This window comes from Virgisporangium aliadipatigenens (genome assembly GCF_016863615.1).
Taxonomy (GTDB): Bacteria; Actinomycetota; Actinomycetes; order Mycobacteriales; family Micromonosporaceae; genus Virgisporangium; species Virgisporangium aliadipatigenens.
Genome location: NZ_BOPF01000020.1, coordinates 35708 through 53718 on the forward strand (window position 1 = coordinate 35708; position 18011 = coordinate 53718).

Annotated in this window: 17 protein-coding genes; 9 read left to right on the plus strand and 8 right to left on the minus strand. The window is 72.1% G+C overall.

Annotated features, from left to right (window positions below):
• Positions 1-51: 51 nt before the first annotated feature.
• Together Val02_RS25810 and Val02_RS25815 are read right to left on the minus strand one after the other, a co-directional pair.
• Positions 52-711, minus strand: a complete 660-nt coding sequence (locus Val02_RS25810; protein ID WP_203901791.1) for a response regulator — start codon at positions 709-711, stop codon at positions 52-54.
• Positions 708-1871 carry a sensor histidine kinase gene (locus tag Val02_RS25815; protein WP_203901792.1) on the minus strand — a complete coding sequence of 388 codons (1164 nt, stop codon included), beginning with the start codon at positions 1869-1871 and terminating at the stop codon, positions 708-710. The genes Val02_RS25810 and Val02_RS25815 overlap by 4 nt, the downstream gene beginning before the upstream one ends.
• Positions 1872-2100: 229 nt before the next feature.
• On the opposite strand from Val02_RS25815, the gene Val02_RS25820 reads away from it, so the two are divergent.
• Positions 2101-4125 (plus strand): MMPL family transporter, encoded by a 2025-nt coding sequence (locus Val02_RS25820; protein ID WP_203901793.1) that lies wholly within the window; start codon positions 2101-2103, stop codon positions 4123-4125.
• A gap of 28 nt (positions 4126-4153) precedes the next feature.
• On the plus strand, positions 4154-4324 hold the full coding sequence (locus Val02_RS25825; RefSeq protein ID WP_203901794.1) for a hypothetical protein: 171 nt from the start codon (positions 4154-4156) through the stop codon (positions 4322-4324).
• Here Val02_RS25825 and Val02_RS25830 read toward each other — a convergent pair.
• The 4 genes from Val02_RS25830 to Val02_RS25845 are packed head-to-tail and all read right to left on the minus strand — an operon-like array spanning position 4307 to position 9408.
• Positions 4307-5869: a dipeptide ABC transporter ATP-binding protein gene (locus Val02_RS25830; RefSeq protein WP_203901795.1), complete on the minus strand. Its 1563-nt coding sequence runs from the start codon at positions 5867-5869 to the stop codon at positions 4307-4309. The two genes, Val02_RS25825 and Val02_RS25830, sit on opposite strands and share 18 nt — an antisense overlap.
• An 11-nt stretch (positions 5870-5880) precedes the next feature.
• Positions 5881-7536, minus strand: coding sequence for an ABC transporter substrate-binding protein (locus tag Val02_RS25835; protein WP_203901796.1), 1656 nt, complete (start codon positions 7534-7536; stop codon positions 5881-5883).
• Between the two features lie 13 nt (positions 7537-7549).
• Positions 7550-8542: an ABC transporter permease gene (locus Val02_RS25840; RefSeq protein ID WP_203901797.1), complete on the minus strand. Its 993-nt coding sequence runs from the start codon at positions 8540-8542 to the stop codon at positions 7550-7552.
• A complete protein-coding gene (locus Val02_RS25845) occupies positions 8539-9408 on the minus strand; it encodes an ABC transporter permease (protein ID WP_203901798.1) in 870 nt (289 codons plus the stop codon). Before Val02_RS25845 ends, Val02_RS25840 begins: the two co-directional genes overlap by 4 nt.
• Before the next feature lie 133 nt (positions 9409-9541).
• Between Val02_RS25845 and Val02_RS25850 the strand changes: the two genes are divergently transcribed.
• From Val02_RS25850 to Val02_RS25865, 4 genes are read left to right on the plus strand one after another with little or no spacing between them, the layout of a single operon-like run.
• The gene (locus tag Val02_RS25850) at positions 9542-10372 is read left to right on the plus strand and encodes an ABC transporter permease (protein ID WP_203901799.1); all 831 of its coding nucleotides are present in this window, start codon (positions 9542-9544) and stop codon (positions 10370-10372) included.
• A 9-nt stretch (positions 10373-10381) separates the two neighbouring features.
• Entirely contained in the window at positions 10382-11416 is a 1035-nt protein-coding gene (locus tag Val02_RS25855) for a taurine ABC transporter substrate-binding protein (RefSeq protein WP_203901800.1), read from the plus strand.
• Entirely contained in the window at positions 11400-12176 is a 777-nt protein-coding gene (locus tag Val02_RS25860) for an ABC transporter ATP-binding protein (RefSeq protein ID WP_203901801.1), read from the plus strand. Before Val02_RS25855 ends, Val02_RS25860 begins: the two co-directional genes overlap by 17 nt.
• Positions 12173-13027 carry a TauD/TfdA dioxygenase family protein gene (locus Val02_RS25865; RefSeq protein ID WP_203901802.1) on the plus strand — a complete coding sequence of 285 codons (855 nt, stop codon included), beginning with the start codon at positions 12173-12175 and terminating at the stop codon, positions 13025-13027. Before Val02_RS25860 ends, Val02_RS25865 begins: the two co-directional genes overlap by 4 nt.
• A gap of 22 nt (positions 13028-13049) precedes the next feature.
• On the opposite strand, the gene Val02_RS25870 is transcribed toward Val02_RS25865, so the two are convergent.
• Entirely contained in the window at positions 13050-14204 is a 1155-nt protein-coding gene (locus Val02_RS25870) for a 4-hydroxybenzoate 3-monooxygenase (protein ID WP_203901803.1), read from the minus strand.
• A complete protein-coding gene (locus tag Val02_RS25875; protein ID WP_203901804.1) occupies positions 14201-14695 on the minus strand; it encodes a hypothetical protein in 495 nt (164 codons plus the stop codon). The genes Val02_RS25870 and Val02_RS25875 overlap by 4 nt, the downstream gene beginning before the upstream one ends.
• A 174-nt stretch (positions 14696-14869) precedes the next feature.
• Between Val02_RS25875 and Val02_RS25880 the strand changes: the two genes are divergently transcribed.
• The 3 genes from Val02_RS25880 to Val02_RS25890 are packed head-to-tail and all read left to right on the plus strand — an operon-like array spanning position 14870 to position 18011.
• Positions 14870-15181, plus strand: a complete 312-nt coding sequence (locus Val02_RS25880; RefSeq protein WP_203901805.1) for a CATRA system-associated protein — start codon at positions 14870-14872, stop codon at positions 15179-15181.
• A complete protein-coding gene (locus Val02_RS25885) occupies positions 15178-16635 on the plus strand; it encodes a CATRA conflict system CASPASE/TPR repeat-associated protein (RefSeq protein WP_203901806.1) in 1458 nt (485 codons plus the stop codon). Before Val02_RS25880 ends, Val02_RS25885 begins: the two co-directional genes overlap by 4 nt.
• Before the next feature lie 11 nt (positions 16636-16646).
• Positions 16647-18011, plus strand: a complete 1365-nt coding sequence (locus Val02_RS25890) for a macro domain-containing protein (protein WP_203901807.1) — start codon at positions 16647-16649, stop codon at positions 18009-18011.

Genomic DNA, 18011 nt, shown 5'->3' on the forward strand with positions numbered 1-18011 from the left:
CAGCCCTTCCGGCCGGCGTGAGGTCTGTCCGGTGTGGAGGTGACGCCGGCGTCACTTCTGTCCGGCGTCGTGCGCGAGCAGCGCGATCTGGGTGCGGTTGTTCAGCGCGAGCTTGGTGAGGATCGACGACACGTGCGCCTTGACGGTGGCCACGCTCATGAAGAGGTCGCCGGCGATCTGCGCGTTGGAACTGCCCCGGCCGACCGCGGCGGCGACCTCCCGTTCCCGCTCGCTGAGCCGGGACAGCGCGGCGCGGGCGTGCCGGCCCCGATCCCGGGTGTCGGTGGCGCCGACGTGGGCGATGAGCCGACGGGTCACCGCCGGGGAGAGGATCGGCTCGCCGGCGGCGACGCGCAGGATCGCGCGCAGGATCTCGGCGGCCGGCGTGTCCTTGAGCAGGAAGCCGCTCGCCCCGGCCCGTAGGGCGCGCAGCACGTACTCGTCCGCCTGGAAGGTGGTCAGCACGATCACCTCCGGCGGGGCGGGCCGGGCGCGCAGGAGTTCGGTGGCGGTGAGGCCGTCGAGGCGGGGCATGCGGATGTCCATCAGGACGACGTCGGGCCGGTGCGCGTCGACGGCCGCGGCCACCTCGGTCCCGTCGGCGGCCTCACCGGCGAGCGCGATGTCGGGCGTGGTGTCCAGGATCATCACCAGACCGGCGCGCACCAGCGGGTCGTCGTCGACGACCAGGACGCGCACCGGCGCGGTCACGACGCCCACGGCAGCCAGGCCTTCAGGGCGAAGTCACCGGTCGGCGTGCGGCCGTGTTCCAGCCGGCCGCCGGCCAGGTCGGTCCGTTCGGCGAGCCCGACGATGCCGCTGCCCGCGCCGGGAACGGCCGAGTCGCCGGCCGGTTCGCGCGGGCACGGGTTGCGCACCTCGACGGTCAGGCCGTCGCCGCGGCGACCGTCCACGGTCACCCACACATCCGCGCCGTGGGCGTGCTTGCGGGCGTTCGTGAGGCCCTCCTGCACGATGCGGTACGCGCTGCGGCCGAGCACCTCCGGTACGGCGGCCGGGTCGCTCAGCCGCCACTCCAGTTCGACGCGGTTTCCGGCCTGCCGCGCCTCAGCCGCCAGTTCGGGGAGGTCGGCCAGCGTGGGCTGGGGGCGCTGCGGCGCGTCGTCGGCCCCGCTGTCGGCCGGGTCCGCACGCAGGACGCCGATGACCGCGCGCAGTTCCTCAAGCGCCTGGTGCGCGCTGTCGCGGATCACGCCGGCGGCGCGGGCGACCTCGTCGGCCGGCCGGTCCGGGCGCAGTTCCAGCGCGCCGGCGTGCAGGCTGACGAGCGAGATCCGATGGGCCAGAACGTCGTGCATCTCCCGCGCGATGCGCAGGCGTTCCTGCCGGCGGGCCTGCGCGAACTGGTCCTCCTCGGCCTGCCGCTGCCGTTCGCGGACGGAGTGGTCGAGCTGCCGCCGCGCGCGGACGAACATCCCCCACCCGACGACCGTCGCGAAGACGACGACGCTGAACGAGGCCTGCCACCACTGCATCGTGGTGTCCAGCCCGACCAGCACGCTGCCGACGCACGCCACGGTCGCCCACGCGGCGACCAGAGCCGCCGTCGCGGCCCGGCGGTGCACCGCCACGGTGAACAGCGCGATGAACGCCACCCAGCCCGCCGACGCCGACACGACGGCGCACCCGACCGCGACGACCGCGAACGCGACCGGCCACCGCCGGCGCACCCACACACCCAGGCAGCACAGGCCCCCGAGGATCACGTCGACGGCGACCGGCACCGGCCCGCGCGCACCCTCGACGGACACCAACGCCGTGCACCCGACGGCGAGCAGGAAACACACCAGGTCGGCGGTGCGATCGCGAAGGGACGGCCAACCGTGCCAACCCACCGTCGACTCTGCCATGGCCCACACGGTACGGCCGGATCCGCCGCCGCCGCATCCGACCAAAGTCGACCACGGGACCGGACCAAGGTTCATCGCCGCCGACCTTCGGCCGAGGCGCGGCACCCGCCGCCGGACCCAGCCTGGGCACATGATTGACGAGACAGTGCACCGCGACGATGCCCGTGCGACAAAAGACGATCCAGCGCCAAATGATGATCGCGCCCCAAGTGAAGACCCAGCGACAGCCGTGTTCCGCCGCGGCCGGCTCGTGGCGTGGCTGGCTCTCGTCCTGTGGACGGTGGCCGCGATCGCGCTGCTGCCACTGGCCGGGCGGGACGCCGAGGCCGTGTCGACCGACGCGGCCGCGGCGCTGCCGCGCGACGCGGAGACCACGCGCGCCGTGGAACGGATCCGAGCCGCCTTCCCCGGTGCCGACGCGCCGGTGGCGGTGGTGGTCTACACCCGCGACACGGGCCTCACCGCGGAGGACCGGGCGGCCGTCGAGGCGGACCGGGCGGCGTTCGGCGCGGCGGCTGGCGCGGCCGTCGAGAGCGACGACGGGAGGGCCGTCCTGGTGGCGGTGCCCGTGCCGGGGAAGGGCACGCAGGTGGGCGACACCGTGCGGCGGATCCGGCAGGAGGTGGGCGACGGCCCGGCCGGACTGCGCACCGCGGTCACCGGTTCGGCCGGCGTGGAGGCCGACAGCGACGAGGTCGGCGGCGAGGTGGAGACCACGCTCCTGCTCGCCACCGTCGCCGTGGTCGTGGTGCTGCTGCTGGTGACGTACCGCAGCCCGGTGCTGTGGCTGGTGCCGCTGATCGCGGTCGTGCTGGCCAGCCAGGTGGCCGCGGCCGTGGTGTACCTGCTGGACCGCCACGCCGGGGTCACGGTCACCGAGAACAGCAGCACGGTCATGCTGATCCTCGTCTTCGGCGTCGGCACCGACTACGCGCTGCTGCTCATCGCGCGCTACCGCGAGGAACTGCGCCGTCATCGCGACCGGTTCACCGCGATGGCCGTCGCGTGGCGCCGTTCCTTCCCGGCCGTGCTGGCCTCCGCGGCCACGGTGACGGTGGGCCTGCTGTGCCTGCTCGCCGCGAGCTCGAACGACGTGCGCGGCATCGGTCCGGTCGCGGCGGCCGGCACCGTGGTCGCGTTCGCGGTGATGACGACCCTGCTGCCGGCCGTGCTGGTGCTGCCCGGCCGGTGGCTGTTCTGGCCGTTCGTGCCGCGCTTCTCGCCGTCCGCCGAGGTCGGCCCCGTTTCGCGGAACGGCGGGTGGCAGCGGCTGGCCGGCGCGATCGGCCGGCGCCCCCGGGCGGTGTGGGTGTGCACGGCGCTGCTGCTCGTCGCACTGAGCTTCGGCGTGTTCGGGCTGCGGCTGGGCCAGCCGGCCGATCGGATGTTCACGACCGAGGTCGAGTCGGTGGTCGGGCTGCGGATGATCGAACGGCACTTCCCCGGCGGCGCCTCCGCACCGGCGGAGATCATCGCCGCGGCGCCCCGCGCGGACGACGTCGTCGCGGCGACGTCCGGCGTCGACGGGGTCGCCGACGTGGTGCGCGTCGGAGTCTCCGCGGACGGCCGCTGGGTGCGGGTCGACGCCGTGCTTCGCCACTCACCCGACTCCGCCGCCGCCGAGGCGACCGTCGAACGGCTCCGTCGCGCACTGCACGCCGTTCCCGGGGCGGACGCGCTGGTGGGCGGCGGGACCGCGGCCGCGCTCGACACCGAACGCGGCGCCGCCCGGGACAACCGGCTGCTGATGCCGCTGGTCCTCGTGGTGGTGCTCGCCGTGCTGGTCCTGCTGCTGCGCGCACTCGTGGCGCCGCTGCTGCTGGTGGCGAGCGTCGTGCTGTCGTACACCGCCGCGATGGGCGTGGTGGGTCTCGTGGCCGGGGCGATCGGCTACCCGCACGTGATGGCGTCGTTGCCCATGCTCGGGTTCGTCTTCCTGGTCACCCTCGGCGTCGACTACTCCATCTTCCTGATGACCCGGGCCCGTGAGGAGGTCGCGGCGAGCGGCCACCGGGACGGGATCCTGTCGGCCCTGACCGTCACCGGCGGCGTCGTCACGAGTGCCGGCGTCGTGCTGGCGGCCACGTTCTCGGTGCTGCTCGTGGTGCCCTACGTGACCGCGCTGCACCTCGGGCTCGTGGTGGCCGTCGGCGTGCTGATCGACACGTTCCTGGTGCGCACGCTGCTCGTGCCGGCGCTCGCGATCGACCTGGGCGCCCGGACCTGGTGGCCGGCGAGACCCCGGGTGGCATAAATCCTACCGTTCGAGTAGGGTATTCCGCATGACCACCGTTCACCTGCTGCTCGCGCGGATGCGCCTGATGGCCGCCCGCGCGATCGGCTACGGGAAGCCCGCGCCGGGCGGGCGTTTCGAGGCGATCACCCCGACCGTCACCGACCCGGTCGCGTGGGCCGAACTCACCAACGAGCGCCGCTTACGCAACTCCTACTGACCCGGCCTCCCGCCGGCGGCGGCGCTGCTCCACCGGGTCCGGCACCGGCGACGCCGCGATGAGCCGCCGCGTGTAGGGCTCCCGGGGCGCCCCGAGCACCCTCGCCGTCGGCCCCGCCTCGACCACCTCGCCGGCGCGCATGACCGCCACCCGATCGGCGATCCGCGCCACCACGGCCAGGTCGTGGCTGACGAACAGGCACCCGAACCCGATCCGTCGCTGCAGGTCGGCGAGCAGGTCCAGGATGCGCGCCTGCACGGAGACGTCCAACGCGCTCGTGGGCTCGTCGGCGATCAGCAGCACCGGATCGAGCGCCAGCGCCCGGGCGATGGCGACGCGTTGGCGCTGGCCTCCGGACAGTTCCCCCGGATAACGGCGAGCGTGCTCGGGCCGCAGCCCGACCGACTCCAGCAGCTGCGCGACCCTGCCCTTGTCGCTCTTCCCGTGGATCCGCAACGGTTCGGCGATGCTGTCGCCGACCGGGTACCGCGGGTTGAGCGACGAGGTGTGGTCCTGGAAGACGATCCCGGTGCGCGCCCTGGACAGCCCGCGCACCGCGCCGCTGTCCGGCCGCACGAGGCCGGCGATCGCCCGCGCCACCGTCGACTTCCCGGAGCCGGACTCGCCCACCAGGCCGAGGATCTCACCGTGTCCTATGTGGAGGGAGACGCCGTCGACCGCGCGCACCTTCCGGCCGTAGCTGACGACGAGGTCGGTCACCTCCACCGCCATTGCAGTATCGACCGGCCCAGCATTTTCGGCCGGCTCGCGCGGCGCGACCTCCAGGCGCGGCACGGCTTCGAGCAACGCCCTCGTGTACCCGTGCTCCGGCGTCGCGAACAGGTCGTGCACCGGTGCGCGCTCCACCGCCCGGCCCTCGGTCAGCACCACCACGTCGTCGGCCAGATCCGCCACGACGCCCATGTCGTGCGTGATGAGCAGGACCGCCGTGTGCGTGCGCGCGCACACGTCGCGCAGCAGGTCCAGGATGCCGGCCTGCACGGTGACGTCCAGCGCGGTGGTGGGTTCGTCGGCGATGAGCAGCGCCGGCCCGCAGCTGAGCGCCATCGCGATCGTCGCCCGCTGCAGCTGACCGCCGGAGAGCTGGTGCGGATAGGCCCCCGCCACGCGCTCCGGCAGGTCCATCTCGGCGAGCAGTTCGCGCACCCGTTGCCGGGCCTGCGCGCGGGACAGGGTCCGGTGCGCGTGCAGCGCCTCGGCGATCTGGTTCCCCACGGTGAAGACCGGGTTGAGCGCGCTCATCGGCTCCTGGAACACCGTGCCGATCGTGCCGCCCCGGATCTGGCGCAGCCGCGCGGGTTTCGCGCCGATCAGCTCCTCGCCGTCGAGCCGCACGCTGCCGGTGACGCGGGCCGACGGCGGCAGCAGCCCGAGGATCGACATCGCCGTCACGCTCTTGCCGGAGCCGGATTCGCCGACGAGCGCGAGGACCCGGCCCGGGCGCAGCGCGAACGCCACGTCCCGGACCGCCTCGTGCGCGCCGAAGGCGACGGTGAGCCCCTCGACCGCCAACAACTGGCCCATGCTGTTGAATGTCACCGTTTGAGCGAGACCTTCAGGTAGTTCGGGTACGCCGGGAAGCCGGCCACGAAGAAGTTCTGCACGTTCGAGCCGTGCAGGAACGAGTTCTTCGTGTAGATGAGCGGCACCACCGGCGCGTCCTGCAGGATCCGCTTGTCCGCCTGGGCCCACAGCCCCTGCGCCCTGGCCGGATCGGTCTCCCCGGTGGCCTGCTTGATGAGCGCGTCGACCTCCCCGTTGACGTACCGGGACTTGTTGTATCCGCCGTTGCCGACCTCGGTCGACTCGAACAGCGGCTGGATGTTGCCGTTCGCGCTCGGGAAGTCGGGCTGCCAACTGGCGAGCGTCAGGTCGTAGTCGGCGTTCGCGCCGGTCGTCTCCGCGGTCACCGCCTCCTCGTCGGCGGTCTTGATGTTCACGGTGAACCCGGCCCGCACCAGGCCCTGCTGGATCGCCTGCGCCTGGGAGACGTCGGTGGCGCCGTTCTCCACCAGGAGGGTGAGCGTCGGCGCGGGCCTGCCGGTCTCGGCGATGAGCTGCTTCGCCTTCGCGACGTCGCCGCTCGGGTCGGCCGGGTACAGGTCGAACTGCTGACGCCCGGCGATGCCCTGCGTGATGAGCGTGGTGGCGATGTCCCCGCCGACCGTGCCGCCGGAGGCCACCTGGAACGCCTTCTTGTCGACCGCGTACTGGATCGCCTGGCGCACCTTGAGGTCCTGCAGGCCGGGCCGCGTGACGTTGAGGGCGAGGTAGGCGAGCGCGCCCGGTTCCGAGGTGACGAGGCGCTGCTTGGCGCCGGCGTTCTGCTGGATCTGGGCCAGTTGCGCGGGCGGCACGAAGCTCGCGCCGAAGGCGTTCCGGTCCTCGCCGGAGTCGGCGATGAGGCGCTGCGCCACGACGGCGCTGTCCTGCCCGAGCTGGAACACGATCTGGTCCGGCCCGGCCGTGCGCACCGGGTCGCCCGCCTGGTCCCAGTTCGGGTTGCGCTTGAGCTTCAGCGAGTTGCCCTGCTGGTAGGACTCCACCTGGTACGGGCCGGAGGAGATCGGGTTCTGGCCGTACTTCTGCGGGCCGGCGTCGCCGGCCTTCGGCACCGGGGCGAACGCCGGCATCGACACCAGCCAGGGCCAGTCGCCGTAGGGCACCTTCAGCTTGAAGACGACGGTTTTCTCGTCCGGCGTCTCGATGCCGGACAGGCCCTGGCCGCCGTACGGGCCCTTGTAGCCGTCGTTCCCCACGAGGAGGTTCTTGTGGTAGCTGAGGCCGCCCGAGAGTTCGGGCGCGAAGGAGCGTTCGACGCCGTACTTGATGTCGGCGGAGGTGATCGCGGTGCCGTCGCTGAACTTCAGGTTGTCCTTCAGCCTGTACGTCCACGTCCTGCCGCCGTCGCTCGGTGTGCCGGTGTCGGTGGCCAGGTCGGGCACCACCTTCGCCGTCTTGCCGGGCTGGATGTCCCAGGTGGTGAGCCGGCGCACGAGCAGGCCGAGCGTGGTGATGGCGAGGTTCTGGCTCTTCGCCGGGTCGAGCGTGACGGAGCTGGCCGAGGTGAGGATGCTGAGCGTGCCACCCTTCTCGGTGCCGCCCTTGTCCTCCTTGCCGTCGCTCGAGTTGGCGTTGCACGCGCTCAGGCTCAATGCCGCGACGGCGATCACGGCTAGGCGGCGTCTCATATGTACTTCCCTTTCAATGCGTTACACGGGGGTCGATGACGCCGTAGAGCAGGTCCACGGCGAGGTTCGCGAGAATGATCAGAACCGCGGAGAAGAGGGTGACGCCCACGATCACCGGGAGGTCGACGTTGCCCACCGCCTCCAGGAGAAGCGAGCCGAGGCCGGGCAGGCTGAACACGCGCTCGGTGATGACCGCCCCGCCGAGCAGCTGGCCGAGGTCGAGCCCGAAGACGGTGACCACCGGGATGAGGACGTTGCGCAGGCCGTGCCGGCCGACGACGCGGCGCTCGCGCAGCCCCTTGGCGCGCGCGGTGCGGATGTAGTCCTCGCCGAGCACCTCCAGCATCTGGCCGCGGGTGAGCCGGGCGTAGACCGCCGCGAAGAGGAACGCCAGCACGCACCACGGCAGCACCAGGTGCCAGAGCCAGTCGAGCGGGCTGTCGACGAACGGCGTGTACCCGCCCACCGGCACCATGTCGAGCGTGAACCCGAACAGCAGGATGCCGAGCAGCCCGACGAGATAGCTCGGCGCGGAGACCCCCGCGACGGCGAACGTCATCGCCCCCCGGTCCCACGCGCTCCCCCGGCGCACGGCCGACAGCACGCCCGCACCGACGCCGAGCAGCAGCCACAGCACCGCCGCACCGGTCGCCAGCGAGAACGTCACCGCGAACCGGTCGGCGATGAGCGTGGAGACCGGCGCGTCGAGCCGGAACGAGTACCCGAAGCACGGCGCTCCGCAGTGGACGGCGGCCGGCCCGGAGCCGAACGTGCGCCCGGCGAAGAGCCCGCCGAGGAAGTCCAGGTACTGCTGCCACCACGGCACGTCCACGCCCATGAACGCCCGCGCGTCGGCGAGCCGCTGCGGCGTGCACGGCTTGCCGCAGGACAGCTGCGCGGGGTCGGCCGGCAGCAGGTAGAACACCGCGTAGGTGCCGACGCTGACGATCAGCAGCACGACGAGCGCCCCGACGATCCGCCCGCCGACGAAGCGCACGGCCGTCATCCGGCGGTCCGCGTGTCGAGCGCGTCGCGCAGCCCGTCGCCGACGACGTTGAACGCCAGCGTCGCCAGGAACAGCGCCCCGCCTGGGAAGACGAGGAACATCGGGTCGGTGCCGACCCACGCGATGGCGTCGCCGATGGAGCGCCCCCACGACGGCGTCGGTGGCGCCACGCCCACCCCGAGGAACGACAGCGCGGCCTCCACGCCGATCATCCCGGGGATGAGCGTGGTGGCGTACACGATGATGGTGGCGCGCAGGTTCGGCAGGATCTCACGGCGCATCACCCGCGCGGGGCCGGCGCCCATCGCCACGGCGGCGGTCACGTAGGTGCGGGTGCGCAGCACGAGCGTCTGTCCACGAAGGACACGCGCGATCGACGGCCACCCGAAGGCGCCGACGACGGCGACGACGAGCAGCGGCCGGGGCACGCTCGCCGGCGCGATGGCCCCCAGCGCGATCATGAAGATCAGGCTCGGGAATCCGAACAGCACGTCGATGGTGCGGCTGACCACGCGGTCGTACCAGCCGCCGAAGAAGCCGGCCGTCGTGCCGATGAGGACGCCCAGCACCACGGCGACGGCGGTCGCCCCGGCGCCCACGGCCAGCGAGGTGCGCGCCCCGTACACGACGATCGCGAACAGGTCGCGGCCGGTGAGCGGTTCGACGCCGAACCAGTGGTCCGCGCTGATCCCGCCGCCGAACCCGACCGGCACGCCGGAGGAGTCCAGCGCGTCGAGGTCGTAGGTGTAGGGGTCCTGCCCCTCGATGGCGCACAGCACCGGTGCGAACGCCGCGGCCAGCAGGAACAGCGCCACGGTCAGCGCACCGGCCGCCGCCCACCGATCTTTTCGCACATCGAAGTTCATGACCCGATAAAGCTATCAGCCAGATAGGTTGAATAGGCAATGTGATCTTGGACGCCGCCGCCACTCGGGACGGGTCTTGCGCATTACCTATTGAAGCGATAGGAACAGTGGACATTATCGAAGGGGGTCGCCCGTGACAGTCACTGCCGAGAGGCCGGCCACGAAGGCCGTCACGCCGGCACCCGCCCGCGGCAGCGGACGACGGCGGCGCCTCGCGCTGCGGCTCGGCTCGATCGCCGTGCTGCTGGTGCTGTGGCAGGCCGTCGCGGCGTTCATGAACAACCCGACGTTCATCCCCTCGCCGGGAGCCGTCTGGGAGCAGCTGCTCAAGACGTCCCGCGGCGACGGGTACAGCGGCCACCTGCTCCACGAACACCTGGGCGTGAGCCTGCGGCGCATCCTCATCGGATCGCTGATCGGCGTCGCGGCGGGCCTTCTCGTCGGGCTGGTCATGGGCACCGTCACGTGGATCCGCGTGGTCACCGAGCCGGTCATCACGTTCGTGCGCGCGCTGCCGCCGCTGGCCTACTTCAGCCTCTTCATCATCTGGTTCGGCATCGACGAGACGCCGAAGCTGTGGCTGCTTTCCATCGCCGCGCTGCCGCCCGTCGCCGTGGCGACCGCGTCGGCCGTGCACGGCGCGCCGAACACGCTCGTCGAGGCCGCCCGCGCGCTCGGTGCCGGCCGGTGGGAGGTGACGCGCGACGTCGTTATCCCGCACGCGCTGCCCGAGATCTTCACCGGCATCCGGCTCGCCGTCGGCATCGCCTATTCGTCGGTGGTCGCCGCCGAGACCATCAACGGCGTTCCGGGCATCGGCGGCATGGTCCGCGACGCCCAGCGCTACTCCCAGACCGACGTGGTGGTCCTGGGCCTGTTCGCGATCGGCATCTCCGGGCTGCTCATCGACGCGGCGCTGCGGGCCGCCGAGACGCGGCTCATTCCCTGGCGTGGATATCTGTAAAGGAACACCGTGAAACTGAAAGCCATCGCCGTCGTCGCCCTCATCGCGCTGTCGGGCCTGACCGCCTGCGGCGACGGTGCCGCCAGCGGCGGACGCAACCCCGAGGACAAGACGATCCGCATCGCCTATCAGGCGTTCCCCAGTGGTGACCTCATCGTCAAGAACCAGGGCCTCCTGGAGAAGGCGCTCCCCGACTACAAGATCACGTGGACCAAGTTCGACTCGGGCGCCAGCATCAACACGGCGTTCGTCGCGGGAAGCGTGGACATCGCGGCGATCGGCTCCAGTCCGGTGGCGCGCGGCCTCTCCGCGCCACTGAACATTCCGTACAAGGTGGCGTTCGTGCTCGACGTCGCGGGCGACAACGAGGCACTGGTCGCCCGCAACGGCAGCAACGTCAACAGCGTCGCCGACCTGAAGGGCAAGAAGGTCGCCACGCCGTTCGCGTCCACGGCGCACTTCAGCCTCCTCGCCGCGCTCGACCGGGCCGGCGTCAAGGAGTCCGAACTGACCCTGGTCGACCTCGAACCGCAGGACATCCTCGCCGCGTGGACCCGGGGCGACCTCGACGCCGCGTACTCCTGGCTGCCCTCGCTGGACGAGCTGAAGAAGACCGGCAAGGTGCTCGTCACCAGCCGCGAACTGGCCACCGCCGGCAAGCCCACGCTCGACCTCGGGGTGGTCTCCACGAAGTTCGTCGAGGCGCACCCGAAGGCCGTCGACGCGTGGCGCAAGGCGGAGGCCCAGGCGCTGGAGCTCATCAAGAAGGACCCGAACGCCGCCGCGACCGCCGTCGGCAAGGAGCTGAACCTCACGCCGGAACAGGCCACGCACCAGCTGAGCCAGGGCGTCTTCCTCAACCCCGCGGAGCTGTCGAGCGCCGAGTGGCTCGGCACACCCGGCAAGGTCGGCGGCCTCGCCAAGAACCTGCTCGACGCCGCGCAGTTCCTCAAGGCCCAGAAGAAGATCGACGCCGTGCCGGAACTGTCCACAGTGGAGAAGGCCATCTACAACGAGGGACTCCCCAATGTCCTCCAGCCTTGAGGTCAGCGGGGTCACCCACTCCTACGGCGACGTCACCGCCGTCGGCCCGATCGACCTCGACGTGCCGGCCGGTGAGTTCCTCGTGCTCGTGGGCGCCTCCGGCTGCGGCAAGTCCACGCTGCTGCGCCTCATCGCCGGCTTCGAACGCCCCACCCGCGGCACCGTCCGCACCGGAGGGTCGGCGCCGGTCCCGGGGCGGGGCGCGGGGCTCGTCTTCCAGCAGCCCCGGCTGCTGCCCTGGAAGACCGTGGGCGGCAACGTCGAACTGGCGCTGCGCTACGCGGGCGTTCCCCGGGAAGAACGTCAGAAGCGCGTGCCGCAACTGCTCGCGAGCGTCGGCCTGCACGACGTCGCCGGCCGGCGCACCTGGCAGATCTCCGGCGGACAGCAGCAGCGCGTCGCCATCGCCCGCGCGCTCGCGGTCGACAACCCGCTGCTGCTGCTCGACGAGCCGTTCGCCGCGCTCGACGCCCTGACCCGCGAACGCCTCCAGGAGGACCTGCGCCGCGTCTCCGCGGAGACGGGACGCACCTGCGTCTTCGTCACCCACAGCGTCGACGAGGCGGTCTTCCTCGGCAGCCGCGTCGTCGTGCTCACCAGCCGGCCGGGGCGCGTCGCCCTCGACCTCGACATCGACCTGCCGCGCACCGGCATCCAGCCGGACGAGCTGCGCGGCCTCCCGCAGTATGCCGCGCTGCGCTCCGAAATCGGCCACGCCGTGCGCGCGGCCGCACAGTCCACAGTGGAGGTGTCCGCATGACCGCAAGCCTCGTCCGCCTTTCCCTGGAACCCCTCGGACCGCACTTCGGTGCCGAGGTGCACGGGCTCGACCTCGACCGCGCGACCGACGCCGAGATCGAGGCGGTGCGTGCCACGCTGGTCGACCGCAAGGTGCTCTTCTTCCGTGGACAGACGCTCGACGTGGACGGTCAGATCCGGCTCGGCCGTCGCATCGGCGAACTCACCGCCTCGCACCCGGTCGTCGGCGGCGTCGACGAGGACCACCCGGAGGTGTACGCGCTCGACAGCGCCGACAACGGGTTCGCCGACGTGTGGCACACCGACGTGACGTTCATGCCGCGGCCGCCGCTCGGCTCGATCCTGCGCGCCGTAACGCTTCCGCCCACCGGCGGCGACACCAACTGGGCGGACAGCCAGCTCGCCTACGACTCGCTGTCGGCACCGGTGCGCGACCTCGTCGACCGGCTCACCGCGGTGCACGACGGCAACCGGGAGTTCGGCTACTACCTCGCGCAGCGGCGCGGCGGCAAGGGAAGCGTGTGGGACGGCGAGGTGGTGACCCGCCTCGACCCGATCGAACACCCCGTCGTGCGCGTGCACCCCGAGACCGGCCGCAAGGGCATCTTCGTCAACCCCGGCTTCACGTCGCACATCGTCGGCGTCTCGGAGGCGGAGAGCCGCGCCATCCTCGACCTGCTCTACGCGCACCTGACCAAGCCCGAGCACGTCGTGCGGCACCGGTGGCGGGCGGGCGACGTCGCCATGTGGGACAACCGCAGCACGGCGCACTACGCCAACCGGGACTACGGCGACGCGCGACGCGTCATGCACCGCATCACGTTGCGCGGCGACCGGCCGTTCGGACCCTGAATTCCGGATCCGGCCCCCTCGCTCAGCCGACGTAGCTTTCGGCGAAGTCCTGTGCGCGGGGGCCGGTGCCGGTGATCTGGTTGACGATGGCGCTCCGGACCCGGTCGGAGTACGTGTCGGATCTTCCCGTGCCGATGGCGTTGTGCAGGAGGTCGAGGAAGGACGTGGTGAACTCCTGGGCGCGCCAGACCACGTCCAACCGGGTGGCGGAGTATGCGTTCAGGCGCCTGTCGTCGCCGTGTGCGTACCGGTCGACCAGTCCGAGGGCCAGTTCGTGGGCGTCGCCGAGGGCGAGGTTCATGCCCTTGGCACCGGCCGGTGTCACGATGTGCGCGGCATCCCCGACGAGGAACAGGTTGCCGAAGCGCATCGGTTCGCAGACCCGGCTGCGCATGTCCAGCACGGCCTTCTCGATGATCGGCCCCTCGCGCAGGCACCACCCGTCGTCGGTGGCCAGGCGGCGGCGCAGTTCGGCCCAGATCCGCGCGTCCGGCCAGTGCGCGACGTCGTCCCCGGCCGGACACTGCAGGTAGTACCGGCTCACCTCCGCCGAACGCAGCATGTGCCCGGCGAAGCCGGTCGGGTGCAGCGCGTAGATGATGTCCCTTGTGGACGGTGGCGCCGCGGCGAGCACGGCGAGCCAACCGTGGCCGTGCCGGTACTCGTGCACCGTCAGGGCCCCGGCCGGCACGCTGCGCACCGCGGCCCCGTGCGCGCCGTCGCAGCCGGCCACCACGTCGAACGACATCCCGCCGCCGGCCCATTCGATCCGGGGCGCGGCGTCGAGATCCCGGATCCCCGTCACCGGCGTGTCGAACCGGATCTCGCCGCCGTGCCCGAGGAACGCCGCCACGAGATCCTTCACCAACTCCTGCTGCGGGTACACGTAGTGCGCCCGGCCGCCGGTGAGTTCGCTGTACCGGGCGGTGTGCCGGCGGCCCGCCAGCCGGAACTCGCACGCCCCGTGCCGCACGCCGGTGCGCAGCAGCCGCCCGGCGAGGCCGTACTCGTCGAGCGCCCGGATCGCCCGGTGCTCGATCAGACCCGCCCGGGCCCGCCGCTCGATGTGCGCACGCGAGGCGCGTTCGAACACCACACAGTCGATCCCGTGCGCGGCGAGCACATTGGCCAGCATGAGGCCGGCCGGCCCGGCGCCGACGACGCCCACCCGCGTCATCGCAGCGCTCCCGCACGCGCGTCGACGGGCGGCACGAACGCCGGGTTGAAGCGCTCCACGATGTGCAGCACCGGCGCCCCGCCGTCCAGGATCAGATACGCCTTGAACGCGCACCGCAGCGGCCCGTCGGCCGTCTCCCACGTCGACGAACCGGCGTCCAGCCGTAGCCGGCGGTGTCCCGCGCGGCTGTGGTTCATCGTCGCGCCGATCGGCTCCGGCGAGGTCAGCAGCCGCGGGGCGGCCTGCGGCGAGCCGACCACCACGTTGCGCGCCACCTCGGCACCCGTGCCGGTCACCAGCGCCGAACGCCGCACGATCACCGTGCTCTCCGGCCGGACCCCGAGCGAGTCGCGCACCGGCGCGGACACGTCGTCGGCCGGCCGCGCGTCCACCGCGTCGAGCCGCAGGTGCAGGCGTTCGCCGACCAGCGCCTGCAGCAGAATCGTCGTGGAACCGTCGCTGGCCAGCAGCATCCTGGTGTGCGGCGCCATCAGCGGACGCCGTCCAGCGGCACAGAATTTCCCATGGCGAGCCCCCGTTCCCATGAATTCCCCCGTTAGATGTTCTCCCACGATCGCGTCCGGAACCCGCTTTCTGTCCGCAAGGTGCCGCACCGGGTTGTTCGATCCGGCGACCGCACCGTCACCGACCGATAAACTCCCCGTGTGGACTCCCCCGCCGCGCAGGACGTCACCATCGCCGTCAGGCTCCTGCGCGATCTTGCGGAGTGGCGCCTGGAGCCCGATCGGTGGGACACGGTCTCCCGGTCGATGGACGCGATCGAGGGGGCGCTGGCCCGCGGCGACCTCGGCGCCTTCCGGGAGTCCGTCGCCGGGCTCGGGCTGCTCGGGCCGGGCCGCATCACCCGGCTCGGCACACCGCCCAAGGAACCGCCGCCGCGCCCCGTCCGCGAACGCGCCGACCGCCTCGTCCACGACCTGAACCGCGCCACGGAGCCTCCCCGGAAAGCCACGTGACCGCGCCCCCGATCACCGGCCGCGAACTGGTCGTCCACCTGTACGCGCCACTGGACGGCCCGCACGCCGACGCGGCCTACGGGGAGCTGCTACAGATCTGGGAGCGGTGCCGGACGAACCTGGGGACGACCGAAGCCGTTCCCGGCCTCGCCATCGACGACCGGCTCCCGCCCACCCGGCGGGACCTGCCCGGCGGAAAGGTCGACACCGAGCGGGAGATCGCCGCGCAACGCCACCCGGACCGGCCCCACGAGGTGATCCTCCGCCGGCACCACGACGTGCTGAACCTGTCTGTGGCGTTGGGCGGCGACGCCCCGTGGGACTCGTCGCAGCGGCGGTGGGAGGACGTTCTCGGGCCCTGGAGCGGGGCGTTGCTCGGCGAGGACAGGGTTCTCTGTGGACACACGGAGGTGCCCGTCGCGGACCTCGGCGATGAGCTGCCGCACCGCGACGAACATGTGTACCGGTGGCGGGAGGGCGCCGTCGGGCCGCACGGCATCACCGTTCTCGAGGTCGCACGGTTGCCCGAGACGCGGGCCCGACGCACCCTCGTCGCCCTGGCGCCGCCCGGCCGCGAGGACGCGCTCAGCGCGCTCGTCTGGTCCGACGGCGACGCCGGCATCCCGCCTCTGGCGCGGTTCCTGCTGCACGCCGCCCGGCTGCGCTACGAGCTGCGGGTCTGGGAGGCCGCCGAGGCTCCGGCCGAGGACCGGCTCGTTCTGCTCCACCGCGTCGTCGAGATCGCCGGCGACAACCTGCGGCTGGCGCTACCCGATGACCTTCTCGGTGCCGACGGACCACTCGTCGAGGACGTGCGCCTGGCGGCGTGGGTCACGCGACGGCTGGAGGACGACCGGTTCCGACGCGCTCACGATCCTCACCCACAGAAGGAGAGACCGGTGCCCAACCCACGAGAGGTCTTCGTCATCCACGGCCGCGACGACCAGGCCCGGCGGGCGGTGTGGAGCCTGTTGCAGGCCATCGACCTGCGGCCGCGCGATTGGGAGGAGGCCGTGGGCCGGACCGACAACCTCTCCCCGTTCCTCGGCGACGTGGTGGCGAAGGCCTTCGAGGACATCCAGGCGGCCGTCGCCATCCTCACGCCCGACGACGCCGTGCACCTGCACCCCGAGCTGCACGGGGACCACGAGGACGAGTTCGAGAAGCGGCCGTCCATGCAGGCCCGTCCCAATGTTCTGTTCGAACTGGGAATGGCGCTCGCGCTCCACCCGACGCGCACGGTCATCATCGAGATCGGCTCGCTCAGGCCGTTCGCGGACATCGGCGGGCGCAACGTCATCCGGTTCGACGGCACGCCCGCACGCAGTCTCGCGGCCATCCGCAAGATCTCCGAACGGCTCGGCAACGCCGGCTGTGCGGTGAACGAGTCCGGCACGGACTGGCTCGACACCACGCGCTTCACCGGACTCGACGCCTACAAGCGGCACGCCTGAACGGCCCCACGGTGCGCTACGAACCGGTGCACTACACCATCGTCGCGATGGACGTGGCGAAGTCCGGCGGCCGCGACGACCAGTTGCAGATTCGCATGCGCGCCGACCTGCGCGCAGTCGTCGCGGAGACGCTGGCCCACCAGGGCCTGGACACCGCCGGCATCGCCCACGACGATCTCGGCGACGGGGTGCGCCTCATCGTGCCGGCCCGGGTGACGCCCGCGCTGCTGCTGGACCCGTTCGTGCCGCGACTGGTCGCCCGGCTGCGGGAGCATCGCAAGACGGCCGCCGACGCCGCCCGGCTGCGACTGCGGATGGCCGTCCACATGGGACTGCTGCACCGCGACGGCGACGGGTGGGCCGGCCGGCCGCTGGTCCACTGCGCGCGGCTGCTCGACGCCGGGCCGTTGCGGCGGGTGCTGACCGCCTCCGAACGGCCCGACCTCGCGGTGATCGTCTCCGACGACGTCTACGAGAAGGTCGTGCTGCACGGGTACGGCCTCGACCCGGACGCCTACACGCGGGTGGAGGTGGCCGAGAAAGAGACGACCGCCGCGGCGTGGGTGCACGTTCCCGGCTTCCCGACGCCGCCCGGCCTGGGCGACGAGGAAACCGTGCCGGTGCAACAGCGCCCCGCCGTCCCGATCGGGCCGCCGTCCGCGTCGCGCACACCGCACGCGCCCGGACGGTGGAGGACGCGATGGAAGGCGTTGCTCGCCCGCGACGCCGTCACCCACCGGTTCCACCATCCCGACCTGACCGTGACGGTGCGCACCGGCGACCTCTTCGACGAGGACGCGCACCTCGTGGTCGGGTTCACCGACACCTTCGACACCTCGACCGCAGAGGACCGGATCATCAGTTCCCGCACGGTGCAGGGCCAACTGGTGCACCGCCGGTACGGCGGGGACCACCGGCGGCTGGACCGGGAACTGCAGGCCGCGCTGGCCCGCCACGGACCCGAGTCGTCGGAGAAGCGGGACGCCAAGCGGTGGGGCAAGCTCAGCCGGTTCCCGATCGGCACCGTGGCCGTGCTCGGCCGGCCGGACCGGCACGTGTTCGCGGTTGCCTACGCGCGCATGGGCAACGATCTCGTCGCACGTTCCACAGTGGACGGACTGTGGCTCAGCCTGTCCCGGCTCTGGGACGCGGTCTACGTGCACGGTGGGCGTCAGCCCGTCGCGATGCCGATCATCGGTTCGGGTCTGGCGCGCATCGACCAGCTCACCGCGCAGAACCTGCTCAAGCTCATCCTGCTGTCGTTCGTCGCCCGTTCGAGGGAGCTGCGCATCTGCCCCGAACTGCGGGTGCTGATCCGCCCGGGAGACCGTACGGTCGATCTCCGGGAGGTGCGCCATTTCCTGCAGGGGCTGTAA